The 21,984-nt window shown below is 46.0% G+C and carries 18 protein-coding genes; 7 read left to right on the forward strand and 11 right to left on the reverse strand.

What is annotated here, in order from left to right; translation table 11 throughout:
- Window positions 1–141: 141 nt before the first annotated feature.
- Window positions 142–678 (forward strand): hypothetical protein, encoded by a 537-nt coding sequence (locus tag ACF8CV_RS04015; protein WP_005460944.1) that lies wholly within the window; start codon window positions 142–144, stop codon window positions 676–678.
- Between the two features lie 77 nt (window positions 679–755).
- On the opposite strand, the gene ACF8CV_RS04020 is transcribed toward ACF8CV_RS04015, so the two are convergent.
- From ACF8CV_RS04020 to ACF8CV_RS04030, 3 genes are all read right to left on the reverse strand, one after another.
- On the reverse strand, window positions 756–1,439 hold the full coding sequence (locus tag ACF8CV_RS04020) for a RimK/LysX family protein (protein ID WP_021450877.1): 684 nt from the start codon (window positions 1,437–1,439) through the stop codon (window positions 756–758).
- A gap of 11 nt (window positions 1,440–1,450) precedes the next feature.
- Window positions 1,451–2,638, reverse strand: a complete 1,188-nt coding sequence (locus ACF8CV_RS04025; RefSeq protein WP_005460937.1) for an amino acid aminotransferase — start codon at window positions 2,636–2,638, stop codon at window positions 1,451–1,453.
- Between the two features lie 155 nt (window positions 2,639–2,793).
- Window positions 2,794–3,651, reverse strand: coding sequence for an AraC family transcriptional regulator (locus ACF8CV_RS04030; RefSeq protein ID WP_005479361.1), 858 nt, complete (start codon window positions 3,649–3,651; stop codon window positions 2,794–2,796).
- A 158-nt stretch (window positions 3,652–3,809) separates the two neighbouring features.
- On the opposite strand from ACF8CV_RS04030, the gene ACF8CV_RS04035 reads away from it, so the two are divergent.
- Window positions 3,810–5,195 carry an MATE family efflux transporter gene (locus ACF8CV_RS04035; protein WP_025556741.1) on the forward strand — a complete coding sequence of 462 codons (1,386 nt, stop codon included), beginning with the start codon at window positions 3,810–3,812 and terminating at the stop codon, window positions 5,193–5,195.
- Window positions 5,196–5,279: 84 nt separating this feature from the next.
- On the opposite strand, the gene nrdG is transcribed toward ACF8CV_RS04035, so the two are convergent.
- On the reverse strand, window positions 5,280–5,750 hold the full coding sequence (gene nrdG, locus ACF8CV_RS04040) for an anaerobic ribonucleoside-triphosphate reductase-activating protein (RefSeq protein WP_005394529.1): 471 nt from the start codon (window positions 5,748–5,750) through the stop codon (window positions 5,280–5,282).
- An 84-nt stretch (window positions 5,751–5,834) separates the two neighbouring features.
- The gene (gene nrdD / locus ACF8CV_RS04045) at window positions 5,835–7,955 is read right to left on the reverse strand and encodes an anaerobic ribonucleoside-triphosphate reductase (protein WP_020842161.1); all 2,121 of its coding nucleotides are present in this window, start codon (window positions 7,953–7,955) and stop codon (window positions 5,835–5,837) included.
- A 309-nt stretch (window positions 7,956–8,264) separates the two neighbouring features.
- Between nrdD and ACF8CV_RS04050 the strand changes: the two genes are divergently transcribed.
- On the forward strand, window positions 8,265–9,131 hold the full coding sequence (locus ACF8CV_RS04050; RefSeq protein WP_171055853.1) for an endonuclease/exonuclease/phosphatase family protein: 867 nt from the start codon (window positions 8,265–8,267) through the stop codon (window positions 9,129–9,131).
- An 88-nt stretch (window positions 9,132–9,219) separates the two neighbouring features.
- Here ACF8CV_RS04050 and ACF8CV_RS04055 read toward each other — a convergent pair whose 3' ends face one another.
- From ACF8CV_RS04055 to ACF8CV_RS04075, 5 genes are read right to left on the reverse strand one after another with little or no spacing between them, the layout of a single operon-like run.
- Window positions 9,220–10,275 (reverse strand): efflux RND transporter periplasmic adaptor subunit, encoded by a 1,056-nt coding sequence (locus ACF8CV_RS04055; protein ID WP_005460933.1) that lies wholly within the window; start codon window positions 10,273–10,275, stop codon window positions 9,220–9,222.
- Window positions 10,272–13,580 carry an efflux RND transporter permease subunit gene (locus ACF8CV_RS04060; protein WP_138937296.1) on the reverse strand — a complete coding sequence of 1,103 codons (3,309 nt, stop codon included), beginning with the start codon at window positions 13,578–13,580 and terminating at the stop codon, window positions 10,272–10,274. The genes ACF8CV_RS04055 and ACF8CV_RS04060 overlap by 4 nt, the downstream gene beginning before the upstream one ends.
- Before the next feature lie 28 nt (window positions 13,581–13,608).
- On the reverse strand, window positions 13,609–14,067 hold the full coding sequence (locus tag ACF8CV_RS04065) for a YeeE/YedE family protein (protein ID WP_005479357.1): 459 nt from the start codon (window positions 14,065–14,067) through the stop codon (window positions 13,609–13,611).
- Between the two features lie 10 nt (window positions 14,068–14,077).
- Window positions 14,078–14,497: a YeeE/YedE family protein gene (locus tag ACF8CV_RS04070; RefSeq protein WP_005394547.1), complete on the reverse strand. Its 420-nt coding sequence runs from the start codon at window positions 14,495–14,497 to the stop codon at window positions 14,078–14,080.
- Between the two features lie 28 nt (window positions 14,498–14,525).
- Window positions 14,526–14,834, reverse strand: a complete 309-nt coding sequence (locus tag ACF8CV_RS04075) for a metalloregulator ArsR/SmtB family transcription factor (RefSeq protein ID WP_005460911.1) — start codon at window positions 14,832–14,834, stop codon at window positions 14,526–14,528.
- 178 nt (window positions 14,835–15,012) lie between these two features.
- Here ACF8CV_RS04075 and ACF8CV_RS04080 point away from each other — a divergent pair, with 178 nt between their 5' ends.
- Window positions 15,013–15,198 carry a DUF2892 domain-containing protein gene (locus tag ACF8CV_RS04080; RefSeq protein WP_005460908.1) on the forward strand — a complete coding sequence of 62 codons (186 nt, stop codon included), beginning with the start codon at window positions 15,013–15,015 and terminating at the stop codon, window positions 15,196–15,198.
- A gap of 71 nt (window positions 15,199–15,269) precedes the next feature.
- Complete coding sequence (locus tag ACF8CV_RS04085; RefSeq protein ID WP_025535331.1) at window positions 15,270–16,973, forward strand: FAD-dependent oxidoreductase; 1,704 nt, start codon at window positions 15,270–15,272, stop codon at window positions 16,971–16,973.
- Between the two features lie 106 nt (window positions 16,974–17,079).
- On the opposite strand, the gene ACF8CV_RS04090 is transcribed toward ACF8CV_RS04085, so the two are convergent.
- Window positions 17,080–19,404, reverse strand: a complete 2,325-nt coding sequence (locus ACF8CV_RS04090) for an FdhF/YdeP family oxidoreductase (RefSeq protein ID WP_138937297.1) — start codon at window positions 19,402–19,404, stop codon at window positions 17,080–17,082.
- A 666-nt stretch (window positions 19,405–20,070) separates the two neighbouring features.
- On the opposite strand from ACF8CV_RS04090, the gene ACF8CV_RS04095 reads away from it, so the two are divergent.
- Entirely contained in the window at window positions 20,071–20,955 is an 885-nt protein-coding gene (locus ACF8CV_RS04095) for a LysR family transcriptional regulator (RefSeq protein ID WP_005460961.1), read from the forward strand.
- 53 nt (window positions 20,956–21,008) lie between these two features.
- Window positions 21,009–21,839, forward strand: a complete 831-nt coding sequence (fdhD, locus tag ACF8CV_RS04100) for a formate dehydrogenase accessory sulfurtransferase FdhD (protein ID WP_017447522.1) — start codon at window positions 21,009–21,011, stop codon at window positions 21,837–21,839.
- Window positions 21,840–21,984 lie beyond the last annotated feature (145 nt).

The raw sequence follows: 21,984 nt of genomic DNA on the forward strand, positions 1-21,984 counted from the left end.
TCGCTTTATATCAGCATGATGTAAGAAATTGTATCTGTTAACAGATGACGGCAAGCACTTAAAATGATAGCTTTACGATTCTTGGTCTGCTTTTTGCAGACCATTTTTTTGTTCATTTTAATCATCTTGCCCGGAGACGCCATGCTAGGTAAAGCTCTAAAGGTTGCAGCCATTGGTTTGTGTGCTGTTTTGCCACTATCCGCACATGCAAATAATTTCAACTACAACATGATGGAATTTCGCATGGGTACTAGCCCTGGTACTTTTGGTGGCGAGTTCACTACGTACTTTACAGAAAACACCCACTTTGTTGCGCGCGCTGACAGTGAATTCAGTGGTGACTGGGATGTTGCTGGTGGTATTGGTTTCAATGGCCCTGCTGGTCAATTTGCTGATATTTACGGTCAGATGTTGGTACATAACATCAAAGAACACGGCAGCGATAAAGTTGGAGATGAGTGGCGTACGGAGGTTAACATCGGTACTCGCATTTGGTTTATGCAAAATTTAGAACTTCACGCGCGCCTTGGTCAAATCATGGATAACGACAACGCCAATACGATTTACAACGTTGGTGCTCGATTCCACTCGACACAACAGCTATCTTTAGGCGCAGATTTCAAAAACAACGGTGTTTATGGTCAGCAGATCGTAATGTCTGCCCGTTTCGCGTTCTAATGTTGATTCAGACCAATCTGATTTCTCTGTAAGATAAAAAGGCCTCCGTTTTGGAGGCCTTTGTCGTATTAAAACTCTTATTTTTTGGTCGACTTTGTTGGTTTGTCTTGAATGTACTTTTTAGACACATCCACAACGGCGATATCTCTGAAGAAGCTTCGGCCTAAGAGAATTGGAAACTTCATGTGATCGCGGTCCGCTAGAGTAAACTCCGTCTTCTCTTTGTAGTCGCCAACTTGAATATAAGCGACAACAACAGCTCGTTTATCTACTTCATCAGAAGATGACTGCTTCACCTTAGCCCAACGCTCAACAGGCACTTTGAACTCTTTGCTCGTCTTACCATTGATGTCGATTTTAAACTGAACCCAATCTTTACCATCACGCTCAAAAGGCACGATTTCCGTCGCACTGATTGAAGACGTTGTTGCACCGGTATCGACTCTCGCTTTAAACGTCTGGTCAATCGCGGGCACATAAACCCACTCTTCTGAACCCAAAATCAGCATACCATCAGGTGTTTTTTGCACCTTCACAGGTTTTTTTGGTTCTGGTTCTGGTTTCTTTTCAGGCTTTGTTTCCGGTTTAGGTTTCACCTCAGGCTTAGGTTCAACCTCTGGCTTCACTTCTGGTTCAACCGTCACCGGTTGTTCAACTTTTGGCGTTTCTGGCTCAACAGGCTCTGTGGTCGTTTGAGTTGACGTACAAGCAATTAAACTGCCGCTCATCATAAGCGGCAGAATCAGTTTCCAGTTATTCATCCACACTCCAATTAAGGTTGAGATATTTTCTTAATTGCGTCAGCTACGTATGGAATATGAGTTTCGGTTAAGCCAGCGATATTAATTCGACCATCGCCAACACCATAAATGCCATAATCTTCACGCAGTTGCGCCATTTGGTTTTCACTAAAGCCTAGCACAGTAAACATGCCTTTGTGACTCTCAATGAAGTCAAATTGATCTGTATTATGGTTGTTTCTCAATTCGTTACACAAACTTTGACGAAGGCTGACCAAACGTTGTTGCATTTCGCTCAACTCTTGCTTCCAGACAGAAGTCAGGTTCGCATCTTGCAGAATGGTTTTCACTAAAGCAGCACCATGATCGGGTGGCATAGTGTACGTAGATCGCGCCAACGTTAACAATTTGCCTTTCGCGTTAGTGATGTCTTGCGTGTTCTTACCCACAACAATAGCAGCACCAGTACGTTCGCGGTACAAGCCAAAGTTTTTAGAACAAGAAGTTGTAATCAACATCTCTTCGACATTATCCGCCATGTAACGAAGACCTTTTGCGTCAGCTTCTAAGCCGTCACCAAAACCTTGATACGCGATATCAACAAATGGCGTAAAACCGTTCTTTTGAGAAAGTTCTGTAATAGCTTGCCATGCGGAAAAGTCGATGTCTGCGCCTGTTGGGTTGTGACAACAACCATGCAGTAGAACCACATCTGTCGGCCCTGCTTTAGCAAGATCATCCAGCATTTTTGCAGTGTCGACTTGTTTCGTTTCTGGCGAGAAATAATGGTAGAACTTAACTTTAAGCCCAGCAGCTTCCATTACTGGCTTGTGGTTCACATAGCTTGGATTCGAAATCCAAACCGTTGTATCTGGTTGTGCGACCTTCATTAGGTCACCCAGCATACGCAGTGCACCACTTGCTCCTGGCGTTTGAATTGCAGCAACACGATCCATCGCTGACGTTCCCGTCAGTAGAAGATCAATCATGCTTTGGTTGAACTCTTCACAACCAGCAAGACCAACGTAAGATTTGGTTTTTTGAGTTTCAACAACGACATCTTGAGCCATTTGAATGGCTTTCATGATCGGCGTTTCGCCTGCGCTGTTTTTGTATACGCCAATACCAAGGTCAACCTTGTTTGGACGTTCATCGTTACGGTATGCAACGGATAAAGATAAAATTGGATCTAATACGGGAGTTGGTAGATTAGAAAACATGAAAGTCATAACCCTTTGAAATTCAAGTATCGAACCTCACGTTAACACTATCGTTAAAAATGGCGAAATGATTTTTCACTTATTTCATCAATTAGAGGAGAATATTCTGAGAGCCAAGAGGTTCTGTGCGCCCAATCGTTCACAAAAAGTACGAATTACTTCTCAGGATCTCGCTCTATTCTTCCATTTTGTCTGAACTCTCTTGGCGTCATGCTCGACCACGCTTTGAAGCGCGTACTAAAGTTTGCGCTGGTTGGGTATCCGACAATCTCACCAATATGTTGAATCGGCCACTCTGTTGAACGAAGTAAACGCGCGGCATACTCCATTCGCATGCGCATCAAGTGTGCCATCGGGCTTCGACCAAATTGTTGCTGCGTTAAACGATGTAAATGGGGCTCCGAACATGGATAGAGTGCCGCTAACTGCTCAACGCTCCAGTCTTTATGTAATTGACGCTGAACGAGGTCAAATACGCGGCGAAGTTTAAGCTGATTGCGAGAAACAGATTCCGAAGACGGCATATTCAGCATCAATTCCAGTTGCGCTACGCTGTGAGCACCGACCGCACTACCGTAATCAATGGATAGATTTATGCTGCGAAGCAATGTCTGAATACATGAATACATCACTTCCGGTGCAGGTGTTAGTTGATAACTGATGTTTTCCCCCACCATCGACCACTCTTTATGTTGGGAAAGAAATACCCAAGCGATTTGCCACGTTTCATCTTCCATTCCAAACCCATTTTCAATCCCCGCAGGCACGACCACCAGCGATCCGGGTTCAAGCTCATAACGGCACGCCCCACTTTCTAACCAACCTTTACCACGCACAGTGTAAAGCAGCATGTGTTTCTTCTGGTTCTTGCGATAAACGGAAAAGAAGTCACGGCAAGTCGCGATCCCACACTGCACAATGCCTCGTTCTTCCAGTGCAAGCACTCGCGTGTGATCAATGAACTCTTGATAGGTTTTCTCTGAGATGCTGTAGCGCTCTTGCTTTTCTTCCATGTCGGTGACTCGTACTGTGAGTTATCGCTTTTTTACAATGACAAAATTTATTTGCGGGTGTTAGTTGAGAGTTTTGCAAAAGTTTTGGATGCCTTTGAAAAATACAACGCGAAATCATGGGGATAAACTACTCGCATCAATCTTTAAGGAGAAATGCGATGCTCTTAACACGCGAATACATCGATAAAGCATTTTGGCAAAAGCTGATTGCGATTGGCCTCCCTGTTTCATTGCAATCCATGCTTTTTGCGTTGCTCGGCGTCGTGGATATTTTCATGGTGAGTCTACTCGGCGAATCCGCAACAGCTGCGGTCGGTGTCGGAAACCGCATCTTTTTCTTCAACCTTGCGGTCGTTTTTGGCCTGTGTGGTGCGGTAACGGTGCTGGCTTCTCAATATTACGGCTCAGGGAATATGGCGGGAATTCGCAGAACGTTGGCGCAGTCTTGGTGTATTTCCATTTTAGTGACACTGCCATTTATTGTTCTTTATGCGATTTTTGATGAAGAGATCGTCTCTTTCATGTCAGACGATCCTGAATACGTCACTTATGCACGTGACTATCTTGTGGTTACGGGCTTTAGTCTCATTGCAACGGCGATAGTGGTACCGATTGAAGCGGTATTGCGCTCCGTAGGCCAAACTAAACTGGCAACCAACGTGAGTATCTCCGCCATTGTTGTGAATGTCGTGCTGAACTCCGTTTTGATTTTCGGTTTATTTGGATTTCCTCAATGGGGCGTATTTGGTGCAGCAGTCGGTACTTTTGTTTCTCGATTTTTCCAAACTGCGGTATTGATTTACTTTTTCTGCAAACGTTATGCGCACCTGATTCCGACCAAATTCGATTGGGCACAAGGCCGTTTAAAGCAGTATCGTCAAAAATACTTTAAGGTTTCTCTACCCATGTTGGTCCACGATGCGCTCTGGACTGGTGGACTGATCGTTTACAGCATCATCTATGGTCAATTGGGCGTTTCAGAACTTGCGATCATCTCATTCTTGTCGCCAATTGAAGGTGTACTGATTTCAACCTTTATGGGATTTGCGGTCGCTGCATCCGTTCTTCTTGGGAATGATATTGGCGCAAAACATTATGATCGGGTCGAGAAAACAGCGTGGTGGTATGTGTTAATCAGCGCAATCTTAGCCACCTTACTGTTTTTCCTGGTGTGGTTGAGCTCGCCTTTGATTCATCATCTATTGGTGCTGAGCCCATTAACCGATGCAGAAATGGCACTCAACGTATGCTTAGTCATGGCGCTGGGTATGATTTTGAGAGTGTTTAACATGGTAGGGATTGGCGGCGTACTAAAGAGTGGTGCGGATATTCGCTACAGCATTTTTATTGATACGTTCGGTCAGTGGGCTATTGGTATTCCCCTTACCTATTACACTGGTATGGTACTCGGGTTGCCTTTGCATTTTGTCTTGATGTCTCTGCTAGCTGAAGAATTTGTGAAAGGCGTACTGACGACTTATCGTATCCAATCTAAACGTTGGATAAACAATATGGTCGAAGATGACCAAACGGTGACAGCGTAACTGAAGATGCACTGACGAACTCACACCAAAAGGGCTCACCCGTTATGCACGCGTGAGCCCTTTTTATGTTTGGAGAATACTTGGTTAGATATCTGTAAAGCGATGAATGATTTGGTTTGAACTACCACGCCATTCGAGATTGAGGTCTTTCTTGTCTTGTTCAAACTTACCATCAATCAAAACATCGATGTATTGCACCACTTCTCTTTGCGCGTCATCCAGTTCAGCCAGCGTGTAGCCTGTCCAAACCCAGATGTCTTTACCGGGACACTCTTCTCTCACCCTTTTCACGATCTTTAAAATATGAGGCACATTAGCAGGATGAAGCGGATCTCCGCCCGACAACGACAAACCGCGACGTTTAATGCGCGTGTCATTCAAGTCATTGATGATCTTGTCTTCCGCTTCTTGCGTGAACAACACACCCGAATCCAAGCGTTGCGTCGACTGGTTATAACAGCCACGACACTGATGTACACACCCCGACACAAACAATGTGCAGCGCGTACCCGGTCCGTTAACAACGTCAATTGGATAATATTGGTGGTAGTTCATAATGCGTCTCTTTGTTATCGCGAAAAAGAAAATCAACCTAAAGCAGGTTGATTTTCAAAGTGTTGAATCGAGTGGTAATTAACCTTATAGGTGTTTCACTCGACGTTTAACTTCTTCTTGTTTGCCGAAGTTAAACGGACGTGCATCTGGGCTGCCCAAGTAGCCACATACGCGACGTGTCACCGATACTTTGGTTGAATCGTGGTTGCCACAACTCGGGCAAGTAAAGCCTTTGCTTGTACATTCAAACTCACCGGTGTAACCACATTCGTAACACTCATCAATCGGAGTGTTGGTTCCGTAGTAAGGAACGCGGGTGTAACTGTAGTCCCACACGTTTTCTAGCGCTTCTACGTTACGTTGCATGTTCGGGAACTCACCGTAACAGATGAAGCCACCGCTTGAGATTTCTGGGTAAGGCATCTCGAAGTCGATCTTGTCGTAAGGGTTAACCTTCTTCTCAACATCCAAGTGGAAGCTGTTGGTGTAGTAACCTTTGTCTGTTACGCCTTCAATCAAACCAAACTCTTTGGTGTCGATGCGGCAGAAACGACTACATAGGTTTTCACTTGGTGTTGCGTACAAGCTAAAGCCATAGCCAGTTTCGTCAGCCCATTGGTTCACCGCATCTTTTAGATGTTTGATGATCGCGACCGCTTTTTCACGCAATACGGCATCATCGTAAACGTGCGCTTCAGTACCAAACAATGCGTTGATAGTTTCATGCACGCCAATGTAGCCTAGAGAAATTGATGCACGGCCGTTTTTGAAGATTTCTGCAATCGAATCGTCCGCTTTCAAGCGCACACCACATGCACCTTCCATATATAGAATTGGTGCAACGCGCGCTTTTACGTTCTCTAGACGAGAAATACGCGTTTCTAGTGCTTTACGAGCAAGACGTAGACGATCATCAAGCAGTTCATAGAACTTCGCTTCGCTGCCTTTTGCGCGAAGTGCGATACGTGGCAAGTTCAAGCTAACTACACCAAGGTTGTTACGACCTTCATGGATAAGTTCGCCATCCTCTTCGTAAGTACCTAGGAAGCTACGACAACCCATAGGTGTTTTGAATGAACCCGTTACTTCCACGACTTTGTCGTAGTTAAGAATGTCTGGGTACATACGTTTTGAAGCACACTCAAGTGCAAGCTTCTTAATGTCGTAGTTAGGATCTTCTGCCTTGTGGTTTAGACCGTCTTTAATACCGAACACCAATTTAGGGAATACGGCGGTTTTACGGTTTTTGCCAAGACCAGCGATACGGTTTTTCAAAATCGATTGCTGAATAAGACGAGACGCCCAGCTTGTACCAAGACCAAAACCAAACGTAACGAATGGCGTTTGACCATTTGCCGTGTGCAGTGTGTTTACTTCGTACTCTAGCGATTGGAATGCGTCGTAACACTCTTTCTCGGTGCGCGCTTTAGCGAACTCTTCTGGCTCGGCAATGTTCCACTCTTTCGCGATCTCTAGGTGCTTCTCATAGCTTGTCATAACGTATGGAGCAAGCACTTCGTCGATACGGTTGATTGTCGTACCGCCATAAATATGGCTAGCTACTTGCGCAATAATTTGCGCCGTTACGGCAGTCGCAGTTGAAATCGATTTAGGCGTGTCGATTTCTGCATTACCCATTTTGAAGCCGTGCGTTAGCATGCCTTTCAAATCGATAAGCATACAGTTAAACATCGGGAAGAATGGCGCGTAATCCAGATCGTGGTAGTGAATGTCACCCACTTCGTGTGCTTGAACCACATCTCGAGGCAGGATGTGCGTTTTCGCGTAGTGCTTCGCCACGATACCCGCTAGAAGGTCACGCTGAGTTGGGATAACTTTGCCGTCTTTGTTCGCGTTTTCGTTGATCAAATCAAGGTTACTTTCTTCAATCAAGCCTTCGATTTCACGAGTTAGTGCACTTTGCTTTTCACGCGCGATGTCGCGGTCATGGCGATATTCAATGTAAGAACGTGCTAGGGCTTTGTAAGGACCTTGCATGAGTTCATTCTCGACTAAGTCTTGAATCTCATGGATGTGAACTTCATCGTGATCTTTTAGCTGTAACTCGACAGCAAGAGCGACATTAAGAGCATAAATGGCGACATCTTTATCTTTGTTTTCCGCTGCCGCTTCAACTGCTGCTTGGATACGATCCCTGTTGAACGGAGCTCTTGAGCCGTCACGCTTGATTACGATTGGTTTCACTTTCTTCTCCTTACCCCAGCATACTCACAGAGTTATCCACAAACACACTATATGGGGTTATTTTTTATTCTGCTAACACAATATATTGTGGCGTATTTAACGAAAAGCACCACTTGAAAACATTGATTTTGATCAATAAAGATCGGCTAGCGGACAAGAACAAATCGATCTTATTGGTACTGATCTCAGTTGCGAAGAAAACCGTGAAAATTGCAAAATTGGAACTAAATCTACTTGCTTTTTTGGGATGTCTTATAGAATAAAGGTTGGAAAGGAATACGCTAAAAACCAGGAGTGAAACAAGCCAATATGCGATCACTATTTGTTACTGCCTTATTAATTTTTAGTTCAACGTCACTTGCTCAAAACTCCATCAACTTAACCAGTTGGAATATAGAATGGCTGTCTATAAATGGAGGTAAGGTTTCGAGAACCAGTGACGATTTCGTCAAACTCAACCAATATGTGGATAAAACTCAAGCCGACATCATCGCCTTTCAGGAGGTCGACTCCAAAGCCGCCGTTCAAAAAGCCGTAGGCGATGGCTACGCGATTTATCTCTCTGATCGAGCTCAATCAAACAATAAGCACCTTCAGTTTTCTGATACCAATCAGTACACCGGTTTTGCTGTGCGCAAAGACATTGAAGTGTCTGACCCTGCAGACTTCTCAATCACGCGTGATAATAGCAAGTTGCGCTTTGCCAGCTACATCGTCGTTAACCCAAGCCAAAAGGACGAGCTTCACCTGCTCTCTGTGCATCTAAAAGCAGGATGCAGCGGAGCGTATAAAAATAGTCGTGATTGCCAGACACTGAGTCAACAAGGAGAAGCACTTGCGAAATGGATGAGCGAGAGAGAAAAGAAAAAAGAGCAGTATGCCGTAATGGGCGATTTCAATCACAACTTGTCGTATCAACGTGATTGGTTGTGGGCGATCATGACGCTCGGTAACGATGCACAATTGGTAACGCGAGATACCCAAGCCGATTGCAAGGTTCGCTCAAATAAGAACCCAAGCAAAACACACCAATTCCGCTCTTTGATTGATCACATTATTGTTAGCCCGCAAATAAAAGCGAAAAACGCACATCAAACGCTGTTTGGCTCACAAGATGTTTTAGATTACAAACTGAGTGACCATTGCCCTGTAAACGCAACGGTAACGCTTAACTGAACGAACAAAATAGCCCAGCATGATGCTGGGCTATTTTATGTTGTAGTTTGTTAGATAGACGTTTGATTAGAAGAGAGAAACCGTTCTATCAAAGCGCTCTTGGATTCAGCAGCACTACGTCCCCCTGCTTTAACCCAGTTCGCACTCTCCCCAACTCTCCAAGCTGAATAAGCCGAGTTTCTACCTCACCGCTGTCTTGCACCACTTTTACGTAGTCCAATTGGCCAACTTGGTAAACCGCCTCTTTTGGCACGCGAAGTACAACATCGTCGGTCAAGGTCAACGCGACTTTGGCGTATGTACCTGGATAGATAGCCGTTGGCGGCTCAAATTGAAGCTTTACGGTATAACTGCGCGAGTTGGCATCTGCCGACGGCGTCACTTCTTTTACAGCCGCTTGCGCGTTGAGGTTGTAAGACGGAAAAACAACGTCCACTTCTTTATCATAAGTCACATAAGGCATGACAGACTCAGCAAAATTCACCTCTATTTCCAACGAGTTTGGATTGTACATTGATAAAAGCAAAGCCCCCGGCGTCGCGGTATCACCTTTGTTGATGGGCTTTTGCGTGATCAAGCCATCAAACGGTGCAGTAATGATGCTGTAGCCAAAGGTCGTTTCCGCCTCAGAGACCGCCGCTTGCGCTTTATTGAAGTTGGCTTGTGCGGTTTGCAACGCACTTTCCGCTTGGTCAAATTGCGATTGAGGGATCAGCTTTTTGTTTAAAAGCGCTCTGACACGAGAAAACTCCTTTCTCGCCGCATTGAGTTGCGCTTGTGCAGAGGATAAAGCCTGCTCACTTTGACGAACTCGCGCGTCGAGATCATCGCTTTCTAGCCGCGCCAACACGTCTCCTTGCTTCACTCTATCGCCAACCTTCACCAATACCTCCATCACCGATGCCGTTAACCGTGCAGCGATATCGGCGTGCTGCTCTGCAACGACGACGCCCGGAAACTCTCGAACAACCGGTTCGCTGGTTAACATCAGTTGATGTGTCTCTGCATTATTTACATCAATCTGGTTAGTTTTCGCGTCATGTTCGGTCGGCAACTTTTCTGTAAAAAATCCAGCCATATAGAGAAAAAGAAGCGCGAGTATGGCAAACAGAATCACGCCTAACCATTTGGTATCTAATTTCATTGCTCTTCCTCCATCTGAGGTAATCCATGTCCTTTGGTGTTTTGGTATGCAAGGTTGTAAACCACCGGAACCACAAGCAACGTAAAGATGGTCGAGGCGGTAATTCCGAATATGATTGCCCAAGCCAAACCGTTAAAAATTGGGTCTAACGTAATCACGACATTACCCAGTAACGTTGTACCCGCGGTCAGTAATATTGGCCGCATACGAACAACACCAGATTCAATCAACGCATCATGTAGGCTACGACCTTCAGCCAGCGATTGCTGAACAAATTCAATCAAAACGAGTGAGTTACGCACCACAATCCCTGCTAGCGCAATCATGCCGATCATCGCGGTCGCCGTGAACAGAGCTGGATTCGGGTAATTACCGATGTCACTGCTTAACACATTCAAAATCCAGAACCCCGGCATAATCCCAATCACAGTCAGAGGTATCGCCAGCATGATGATGCCCGATACCGCAGGTAAACCAGTTTGAATCAACATCACCACAAATACGCCAAGCAGCGCAGCTCCATAAGCAATGCCTAAATCGCGGAATACGTCCACTGTGATTTTCCATTCCCCCTCACCACTCCAAACCACTTCGATGTTGTCTGGCACGCTCCAATTGACACCAGCGCCATTGCTCAAGTACGTGCGATCTTGCCAGTGACGATGCACATCTTCCGCGTGAGTTGTATCTTGGTCAGCCATCACATCGGCAATCACTTCACCCGGAACACGCCCAACTACCTCGGCGTAGACATACACAACAGGCTTGAGGTTTTTATGGAAAATCGGTTTGTCCGCTGCGCGTTTCACAAAATGACCGACTTCAGACAACTGCACGATAGGCTGAGGAGCATCCACAACCGCCCCATTGGATTCTACTTTGGCAATGCCCGGACGGCCTCGCACATAAAGCTGCTCTAGTTGATTCAGGTTATCTCTGTCTTCGCGTCGGAGCTGCACTTCGATAGGTAATGGCTCCACTTCTCTTGGATCGGCGATATAACCGAGCACTTTGGCGTTCGCGGCGGTAATCAGCGTGTTATTGATATCAGCAACAGAAACACCAGACAGCGCCGCTTTTTCTTGATCAACGATGAATTGCCACGTTTCTAAATCACCTTGGATGCTGGTATCCACCTCAGAAACCAACTGTTCTTTGCGAAGCCTATCCGCGACTTTCTCTGCTTGGATCATCAGATCTTCATAAGATGTCGCTTCATCACCGTAAACTTCTGCTGTAATGGTGGCGATAACAGGCGGGCCTGGCGGCACTTCGACTAGCTGCACGTCAGCGTCAAACTTATCTGCAATCTGCTCTAAATCCGCCCTGAGTCGTGTCACCAACTCGTGTGATTGCATTGCGCGGCGATTCTTCTCTGCAAGAACGACTCGAAGCTCGCCTTGGTATGGTTCGCTACGCATAAAGTAGTGGCGCACCATGCCGTTGAAATCCATTGGGGAAGCGGTGCCTGCAAAGCCCGACACACTTGTCACTTCCGGCACCGTCATTAAATAGTCCGTAAAGCTCGACAGCGCGTTGGAGGTATCCACAAAGCTTGAAGACTCTGGCATGTTTAATACCAATTGGAACTCATTTTTATTGTCATAAGGCAGCAACTTGAGTGGAACTAAGCGAAGTGCTGGCAACAATGCTGCCAAGACGAACAACAAGGCAACCAAACCAAGGAAAAGCCATGCTTTCTTGCGACTTTCAAGTAGCGGAATCAACACACCACGATACAAACGATACATCGGCGAAGATTGGATGTCATAGTGGCCGTTTTCCTCAGCACCTTTGAGTAGCTTCTTGGCAAGCCAAGGCGTGATCATAAACGCGACAACGGTACTAAAGATAACGCTGATCGGAACGTTGAACGCCAGTGGCGCCATGTAAGGCCCCATCATCCCAGTGATAAAAAACATCGGCGTAAACACGATCACGATTGCGACCGTCGACATTAACAAGGCGCTACGAATTTCTGCCATGGCGAGAACAATCGCGTTGGTTCGTGTTAGATTTTTGCGTTTGAGGTAGCGTTCAATGTTGTCGATACTGGCGATCGGATCGTCCACGATCAAACCTAGCGCCAAAATCAATGCAAAGAGTGTGACTCGGTTGATGGAATAGCCAAATGCCAAGTCCATCCCGAGCGCGGCACCATAGCTAATCGGAATCGCGATACCAACCACCAATGCGCTTCGCCAGTTCAAGAACAAACCGACAAACACCACGACCGTTAGAATAGAGATGCCAAGGCTTGATACCAAGTTGTTTACTTTCGCATTCGCCGTTTCGCCATAGTCACGAATGACTGCAACTCGAACTTGTGGAGGAAATTGCTCGGATTGAAGCGCCGCCAGTTTATCCCGAACAGACTGAGCGACGTTAACTGCGTTCGAGCCTTTTTGTTTAGCGACAGAAATGAACACCGCTGGGTATGCTTCATCGTAGTTTTTATCGCGATACCAAGTATCGGATGTTGCCTCACCTTCACCGTCGTAAATACGCGCGACATCTTTCAAATAAACGGGTTTACCATTGAGCACCGCGATAACAAGATCGCCAACCTCTTCGGCGTTGGTCAGAAACCGTCCCGACTCCAATGTGTAATTTTGCCCGTTTACGCGAACGTTCTTGCCTTGGGTTTTGCTATTACTGAGCTGAATGGCCTGTTCGAGGTCATCGATGGTTACTTTGAAGTTTGCCATCGCAACGGAATCAAGCTCTATCTGGATTTTTCTCGGCTCACCGCCAATCACTTCCACCTTGTTGGTGGCATCCAATGATTTAATGCCTAACGTGGCTTGGTCTGCAATACGTCTCAACTGATGGCGATCGAGAATGTCTGGATCGGTGGAATAAATTGCGGCAACAACAATGGGTACATCATCGATTTCAACAGGCTTTACAAGCCAGTTAGTGACAGAAGGAGGAACTTTGTCTTGGTTGGAATAGAGTTTGTTATACAGCTTGACCAGAGCATCTTCCCGGTTTTCGCCGACATAGAAACGAACGATTACCTGCGCAGCACCTTCCATTGACGAAGAATAAACGTATTCCACACCGTCAATTTGGCTAACAAGCTTTTCTAATGGTTCAGTGATTTGATTTTCGACTTGAGAAGCGCTGAGTCCGGGAGCTGAAACCAATACATCTGCCATCGGCACAACGATTTGCGGGTCTTCCTCTTTCGGGGTCAACCACAAGGCTGCGGCACCGACCACAAGCGCGAGTAAGATCATGATCGGAGGGAAAAAGCTGTTCATCACAGATTGAACAAAACTTCGCTTTAGTTTGTCGGGCATCCTTTCCCCTCCATATCAGATTGATTGTTTACGCGTTCGCGGTTTTCATCTTCTTCGCGTTACGGTGAGTAATGATCGCTTTCGCGAACAGAGATCCAACTAACATCGCAAGGAAGAACACTACAATGCTCACGTTGCCTAATGCCAGACTCGCAACTGCAGGGCCAGGGCAAATACCTGCCAAACCCCAACCTAAACCAAAGATCGCCGCACCAGATAGCAAACGTCCGTCGATGTTCTTATTGGTTGGTGTGCAAAACGCTTCACCGCTAACTGATTGTTTTCTCGGCTTGATGATTAAAAAATAGCTTGGCATGAATACCGCGAGTGCGCCGCCCATCACAAAAGCCAAACTTGGGTCCCAACTGCCAGAAATATCTAAAAATCCAATGACTTTAGCTGGGTCGATCATGCCGGACACCGCCATGCCCATACCGAATAACACACCGCTCAAAAGAGCAGAAAAACGAAAAATAGTCTTGTTCATGGAATCTCTCTTAAACTAGGTGAAGTCGAACGAATACCGTTAGGCCAGCGACAGCCATAAATACACAAGTCGCCACAATAGAGCGCTTAGACAAACGGCCCATGCCACAAATGCCGTGTCCGCTAGTACATCCGTTACCCAGTCTGGTCCCGATTCCTACCAATAAACCAGCGGCAATCACCATCCCTAAAGAAAGGTTCGCGGTACTAGGAACCGCAACGCCCAACATCAGAACGCTAATCAAGCCACCAGCTATCATTCCAACCGCAAAAAGCAATCGCCACGAATAATCACCTTTTTTCGGTGACATAATGCCATTCATAATTCCACTTATTCCGGCAATTTTACCGTTAACCAACAACAATATAGTGGCGGAGATCCCTAACAAAATGCCACCAAACAACGATTCCCATGGAATAACGTTTAACATTATTTACCTCTAAAATCTTAGCTACGAATTAGTTACAGAAAACGCCATGAAGCGCTTTAATTAATGACTCAACTCTCGGTTCTGACAACGAATAAAACACTTGCTGTGATGCCTTACGAGCCGTGATCAATTTGTGCTTGCGAAGCACCGTTAAGTGCTGTGAAAAGGCGGATTGGCTAAGGAACGAGTTCTTTTGCAGTTCCCCAACACCAACTTCACCTTGGGTCAGTTGGCACAACACCATTAGCCTTTCCGGATGTGCCATTACTTTTAGGAGATCAGCAGCTTCATTGGCATTGCCTTTCATTGCTGCTACATCCATATCTGTATAGCTCATGACTCACCTCTACATTAAAAACTAAATTAGATATTACTAAAACATCACCTTTAGTCAACACTAAATTAGTAATTGTGAATTTAGACAAATTAACATTAGACATTTCTAATTTAGTTAATTATAGTGATGAACATCAAAGGATGGCGTTCTCAGTTTGAGAGTACGAAGGAGAAGAGTTATGACGTTAGAAAATGCAGTACGAGTTTTTGCAGGCACGATGGTATTGGTCTCGGTCATACTAACCGTGTTCGTTCACAGTAACTTCATTTGGTTCACCGTGTTTATCGGCGTTAATCTTATTCAAAGTGCTTACACGGGAATCTGCCCTGCTGCTTATTTTTTAAAGAAATTTGGTTTTAGATAATCTAGAGCGCAGTGACCTTTCACACAGGCTATTCGTGAAAGGTCAGCTCGCCCTAAAACTTGGAGTTAAAAATGACTAAGATCTTAATCGTCGGTGGTGTTGCAGGTGGTGCATCTGCGGCGGCGCGTGCTCGTCGTCTAAGCGAAGATGCCGAAATCATCATGTTTGAACGTGGCCCGTTTGTTTCATTTGCCAACTGTGGCTTGCCTTATCACATCGGCGGCGATATCCAAGAACGCAGTAAGTTACTACTACAAACGCCAGAAAGCTTTTTAGCACGCTTTAACGTTGATGTTCGCGTGATGAATGAAGTAGTTTCTATTAACCGACAGGACAAAACCGTTACGATCAAAAACCTGTTGGATGAGTCTGAATACGTAGAATCATACGACTTCCTACTGCTTAGCCCAGGTGCTGGTCCTATTGTTCCACCAATCCCAGGCCTCGATAACCCGCTCACCCACTCGCTACGTAACATTCCAGATATGGATCGCATCATCGAAACGATCCAAATGAACAAACCAGAACATGCGACGGTTGTTGGCGGCGGTTTCATCGGTTTAGAAATGATGGAAGCCTTCCACCAACTTGGCATTAAAACCTCTCTGATCGAAATGGCAGACCAAGTCATGACGCCAGTAGACCGTGAAATGGCAGGTTTTGCTCATGCAGAAATTCGTGACAAAGGTGTCGACCTCAAACTTGGCGTCGCGCTTGAATCTGTGAAATTCGTACCTAACGAACACGTTGCAAGTTTCGACTCTGGTGAGAGTGAGAAACACCAACACCTAGAAGGTGAATTGGAGTTAACACTGAACAACGGTGAAAAACTCACTACCGATATTCTGATCATGGCAATCGGTGTGCGTCCTGAGACAAAACTGGCGCAAGAAGCTGGCCTTCAAATTGGCGCGCTAGGCGGTATTTACACGAACGAATACATGCAAACCAGCGATCCTTCGATCTACGCTGTCGGCGATGCGATAGAAGAGAAAGACTTCGTGACAGGCGAGCAAACTCTAGTGCCACTTGCAGGCCCGGCAAACCGTCAAGGCCGTATGGCAGCGGACAATATGCTCGGCCGCAAAGAAACTTACCAAGGCACACAAGGGACAGCGATTTGTAAGATCTTTGACCTTGCAGTGGCTTCTACCGGTAAAAACGAGAAGCAACTAAAACGCGCTGGTATCGCATACGACAAAGTGTACGTGCATACAGCAAGCCACGCGAGTTACTACCCTGGCGCTGAAGTGGTGTCGTTCAAAATGTTGTTCGAACCAAAATCAGGCAAGATTTTAGGTGCTCAAGCAGTTGGTAAAGATGGCATCGATAAACGCATCGACGTTATGGCTGTTGCACAACGTGCTGGCATGACGGTTGAACAACTGCAGCATCTTGAACTGACTTACGCGCCACCTTACGGCAGTGCAAAAGATGTGATCAACCAAGCGGCATTTGTGGCAAATAACATCATCAAAGGTGACGCAACGGCGATTCATTACGATGAAATCGACAACCTGACAGAAGATCAAATTCTCCTCGACGTCCGCAACCCGGGTGAATTGGAGTCGGTTGGTTATCTTGAAGGGGCAATCAACATTCCGGTTGATCAGCTGCGCCATCGTATGGGTGAACTACCAAAAGACAAAGAGATTGTGATTTACTGTCAAGTAGGCTTGCGCGGTAACGTGGCATACCGTCAACTCGTCAACAATGGTTACAAAGCTCGTAACTTGATTGGTGGTTACCGTACTTACAAGTTTGCAAAAGCGTAATGTAATCTTCGCAAACATTACATCGGTTTGATTTGAGAAATAAAAACGGCTGATACATATATCAGCCGTTTTTCTTATCCCGAATATTGTAGTGCTGGTTTGGTAACTATTCCGTTTCCACCAAAGCGATTTTATCGGATGTCGATTTTTCCAATTTGATCGCAATAAACTTGGAGGTTGGCGTAAACGTTCTATCCCCATAACTGTCTAAAGGAACCAATGGGTTGGTTTCTGGATAGTAAGCCGCCGCCTGACCTGCTGGCACATCATAGGCAACAAGCGTAAATCCGCTTACGCGACGCTCTACGCCATCTTCCCATAATGACACCATGTCCACTTTGTCGCCCGGTTCAAAACCGAGTTTACGAATATCCGCTTCATTGATAAACAGCACTTCGCGCATACCAAATACTCCACGATAACGGTCATTCAAGCCGTAAAGTGTCGTATTGTATTGGTCGTGTGAGCGCATGGTTTGCAAGATCAAATCAGGCTTTTGGCCTTTTTCGAGTATCGCTTCGCTGATCAACTGCTTCGGCAACTCGCTAGAGCTGAACTGCGCTTTGCCGCTTGGTGTGTTCCATCGACGCTCAGCAGCTGGGTTTACCAAGTGGAATCCACCCGGGTGTTTAAGCTTATGGTTAAAGTCGGTAAAGCCCGGAATCGTGTCGGCAATCAAATCGCGAATACGGTCATAATCTTCAATCGCCCACAACCAATCAATTGGTGTTGCCCCGAGTGTAGCATTGGCAATACCGGCAATAATCGCTGGTTCTGAACGCAAATGCTCCGAACGCGGTTTTAGCTGACCAAATGAGATATGTACCATACTGAAGGTATCTTCAACCGTCACGCCTTGTGGGCCAGTCGCTTGCTGATCAATCTCAGTACGGCCTAAGCATGGAAGAATAAGCGCATCTTTACCTGTGACAAGGTGAGAACGATTTAACTTCGTCGAAATGTGTACGGTTAAATTACAGTTTCGCATCGCGTTGTGCGTACGTTCTGTGTCTGGCGTTGCTTGTGCAAAGTTACCGCCCAAACCGATAAATACTTTCGCTTGTCCTTCTTCCATCGCTTTAATGGCTTGCACAGTGTTGTGGCCTTCACCACGCGGGACGGCAAAGTTAAATCGACTTTCAATGCGATCCAATAACAGATCTGAAGGTTTTTCATCAATGCCCATCGTACGGTCGCCCTGAACGTTACTGTGACCTCGCACTGGTGAAAGACCCGCGCCCGGCTTACCAACGTTACCTCGTAACATTTGCACGTTTGCGACTTCTTTAATGGTTGGCTCAGAGTGACGATGCTGAGTCAACCCCATCGCCCAACACATGATCACACGTTCTGCACGTCGATACATGCTCGCCACCATCTCGATTTCACTTAAATCAAGACCCGATTGTTCCGCGATGTGTTCCCAAGAGGTTGCGTCCACTTCAGCCAAATACTCATCAATACCTATCGTGTGTTGTTTGATGAATTCACGGTCAAATACCGCTTTGCCACCGTTTTGCAATGCCTCGCGTTCCCATTGCAACAAGAATTTCGCGATGCCACGAAACACTGCCATGTCTCCGCCCAAAGCAGGACGCAGGTACGCCGTGTTGGTAGGCTCTGAACCGTTACTCAACATCTCAATTGGCATTTGTGGGTTTTGGAAACGCTCTAATCCGCGCTCTTTCAGCGGGTTTAGACAGATAACCTGTGCACCACGTTTTACCGCTTCGCGCAGAGGTTCAAGCATTCGTGGGTGATTCGTGCCCGGGTTTTGACCAATCACAAAAATCGCATCAGCTTCTTCAAAATCATCAAAGATCACTGTGCCTTTACCAACACCAATGGTGTCTTTCATCCCGATAGCACTGGCTTCGTGACACATGTTGGAACAATCTGGGAAGTTGTTGGTACCGAATGCGCGCACAAATAGCTGATACAAAAACGCCGCTTCGTTGCTTGCACGACCAGAGGTATAAAACTCCGCTTGGTGCGGTGAATCCAATTGGTTGAGATGTTTAGCCACAAGAGAAAAAGCCTCATCCCAAGAGACAGGCACATAGTGATCAGATTCGGCATCGTATCGCATTGGGTGGGTGATACGGCCTTGGTATTCCAACCAGTAATCGGTTTGCGTTGAGAGAGATGAAACGCTGTGATTGGCAAAAAACTCAGGATCAACCAGACGATTGGTCGCTTCCCAGTTTACTGCTTTCGCGCCATTCTCACAGAAATTGACTTTACCACTATCTGGCGACTCACCCCATGCACATCCCGGGCAGTCGAAACCGCCATTTTGGTTGGTTTTGAGCATAGTGCGAATGTTTTTAACTGCATTTTCACTGCCCCACCAACTTCTGGTTACGGCTTTCAGTGCACCCCAACCACCAGCTGGACCTTTGTATGTTTTTATTTGTTCTTTTTGGCTCACGACTTTACTCCTCGCAGATATACCAGCAAGCAGGGTGCCCGTGAAAACAAGCGCGTTATTTATTGAGATAATGCGGAAGTATTGAAGGGCTTAGTTTCTAATCCATGTATTTTTTAATCCAAATAAGTAACCACTCAACATGCTCTCGCTTGTCCGAGCGTTTACTTATCTAGATTCTTGATATCGGATACCCGCCTACTGTTTCTAAGACTGGTAGATTCAATTCGCATTGTTGCGTCTTGATCTAAATCAAAGATTAAGTCGATATTCAATATGCGTCCAATTGATAATCCTGACCGAGTGATAAACAAAATCTATGACGAATTTTTCCACTGACGGTCATCACATTTTTAATCAATACAATTTATGAGGTTAATCGTTTTCCTATTCGATTCCACCTAGTTCGCGTAACGAACTCAATAAAATCAGCACTCTTGATAATAGATAATACCTATCACACTATAGATACTTTAAATTTGACCCTAATTAATATCAGGAATAGCCTTGATTCAGATCAATTTTGAGTGTGGTTTTATTCTTGACTTGGTTTTGGTTTTCCATTCCCAAGTTAAAACGCTCCAGCGCTTAAAAAGTACGGTAGTGCTGTGCCCTTTTTAGGGAGTTCCCCCGTACATGTGACTCACAACGCAAGGTTAACAAGCCATTATGGATATCAAACAACTTAAATATCTCATCGCACTTGAACAGACCAAACACTTTGGTCAAGCCGCCGCATTGTGCCACATTACGCAGCCTACCTTGTCCATGAGAATCCGAAGCTTAGAGGAAGAACTCGATCTCGAATTAATCCAAAGAAGTCAAAGATTTGAAGGATTCACTGAAGCCGGAGAACGCATTTTAGCTTGGGCAAAAACCGTCTTAGCAGCTCATGATGGATTGCAAGCCGAAGCCGCCAACTGCCGTGGTCAGTTGGTCGGCTCTCTTCGGCTTGGAATGGTGCCACTCGCCAGCCAAAACCCTATGCAATTGCTCAAACCATTAGCTCAACAGTTCCCTGAGTTACGCTTTCAAATACTCTCCATGACGACCGAACAGATCATAGACCAACTCAATCGCAATCAACTGGATTTGGGGATGTGTTATGTCGATCAAGTCAACACCGCTTACTTTGATGTTATCGAGCTAGATTCAACCAAACTTGGCGTTTTATTCGATGAGCGTCATTTTGATTTTGCCGAATCTGAAGTGTTGTGGGAGTCACTCAATAACATTCCGCTAGGGCTGCTTTCGAAGGGCATGCACTATCGCCACTCCATTGATCTTAGCTTTGTGAGTAAAGGGCTGGTTCCGCAAACCGTCATTGAAAGTAACTCAACCTTTCACTTGATCCAAGCAGTAACCAGTGGCCTTTGTTGCGCCATTATGCCTCTGAATTGTGGATTGGAAGAGTTGAACGATACGCTTCGCATTATCCCTATCGAAGAAGCCGCCGTTCACGCCCCACTAGGTTTGTTAAAGCGAAAACAAGAACCCTTCTCCGCGCTAACCGATCAGTGCTTCGCAGAAGCAAAAAACATATTCAATCGATAACAAGAATCCACACGTCAATGTTTGGCATGCATAACGGCTTATGAGGTGATTTCATGAGATGTACTACTCAATCTTATTTTGAACTGTCCGATTTCAATCAAGCACCACCTCAACCAAGTGCGTTCAATTACCGAGAATTGATTGATGGCCGCCCAGTGCAACAAATGTCGCTGGCGAGTGAATCCGCCTTAGCTATCAGCTACAACGGCATTAGCCAAGCGGTCATGATGGTGACGCCAGGCCATCTGGAAGACTTCGTAAAAGGATTTAGCCTAAGCACAGGCATCGTCCACGACTTCAAAGAGATCAAAGACATTGAAATTGGTGGCGATCACGAATCTCACTATGCGGAAGTGGAAATCAGCAACCGCGCTTTCTGGGCGTTAAAAACACAACGCCGAAATCTTGCTGGCACAACCGGATGCGGCATTTGTGGCGTCGAGGCTCTTGAACAAGCTTTGCCTGATTTAGCACCGCTGACACCGTCCCTTCCTCCGCGCTCCGATGTATTCGAAGGGCTGCGAGACAAAGTCGCACTGCATCAAGAAGCCGCACGTGAATCTGGCGCGTTACACGCCGCCTTATTTGCAGATTTACAAGGCAACATCAAGTTGTGCCGAGAGGACATCGGCCGCCACAACGCGCTAGATAAGTTGATTGGCGCATTGGCCAACAATCACATCGAGCCTCAAAGTGGCTTCGCTATCATGACAAGCCGTTGCAGCTTGGAGTTGATCCACAAAGCCGTTCGAGCGCGTATCCCCACTCTGGTTTGCTTATCTGCACCTACAGCGTTAACCGTCGAATGGGCAAGAAGAAACCATTTGAACCTAATTCACTTACCAAAACACGGCTCGCCGCGTCTATACAGCCCTGCGCCTTAACACGTCAACCTAGCCGAATTCCTAATGTTTCTAACAGAGACCTCCGGGTTTCTGTTGTTTGCTTCTCGTTCCCAATTGATACTTAGCGACAAGCCACTATTCTCTCCAACCAAACGTGCTCACCCCTTGTCTGCACTAAGCTTAC

This window comes from Vibrio sp. zbq_1, from assembly GCF_043102935.1.
GTDB lineage: Bacteria > Pseudomonadota > Gammaproteobacteria > Enterobacterales > Vibrionaceae > Vibrio > Vibrio parahaemolyticus.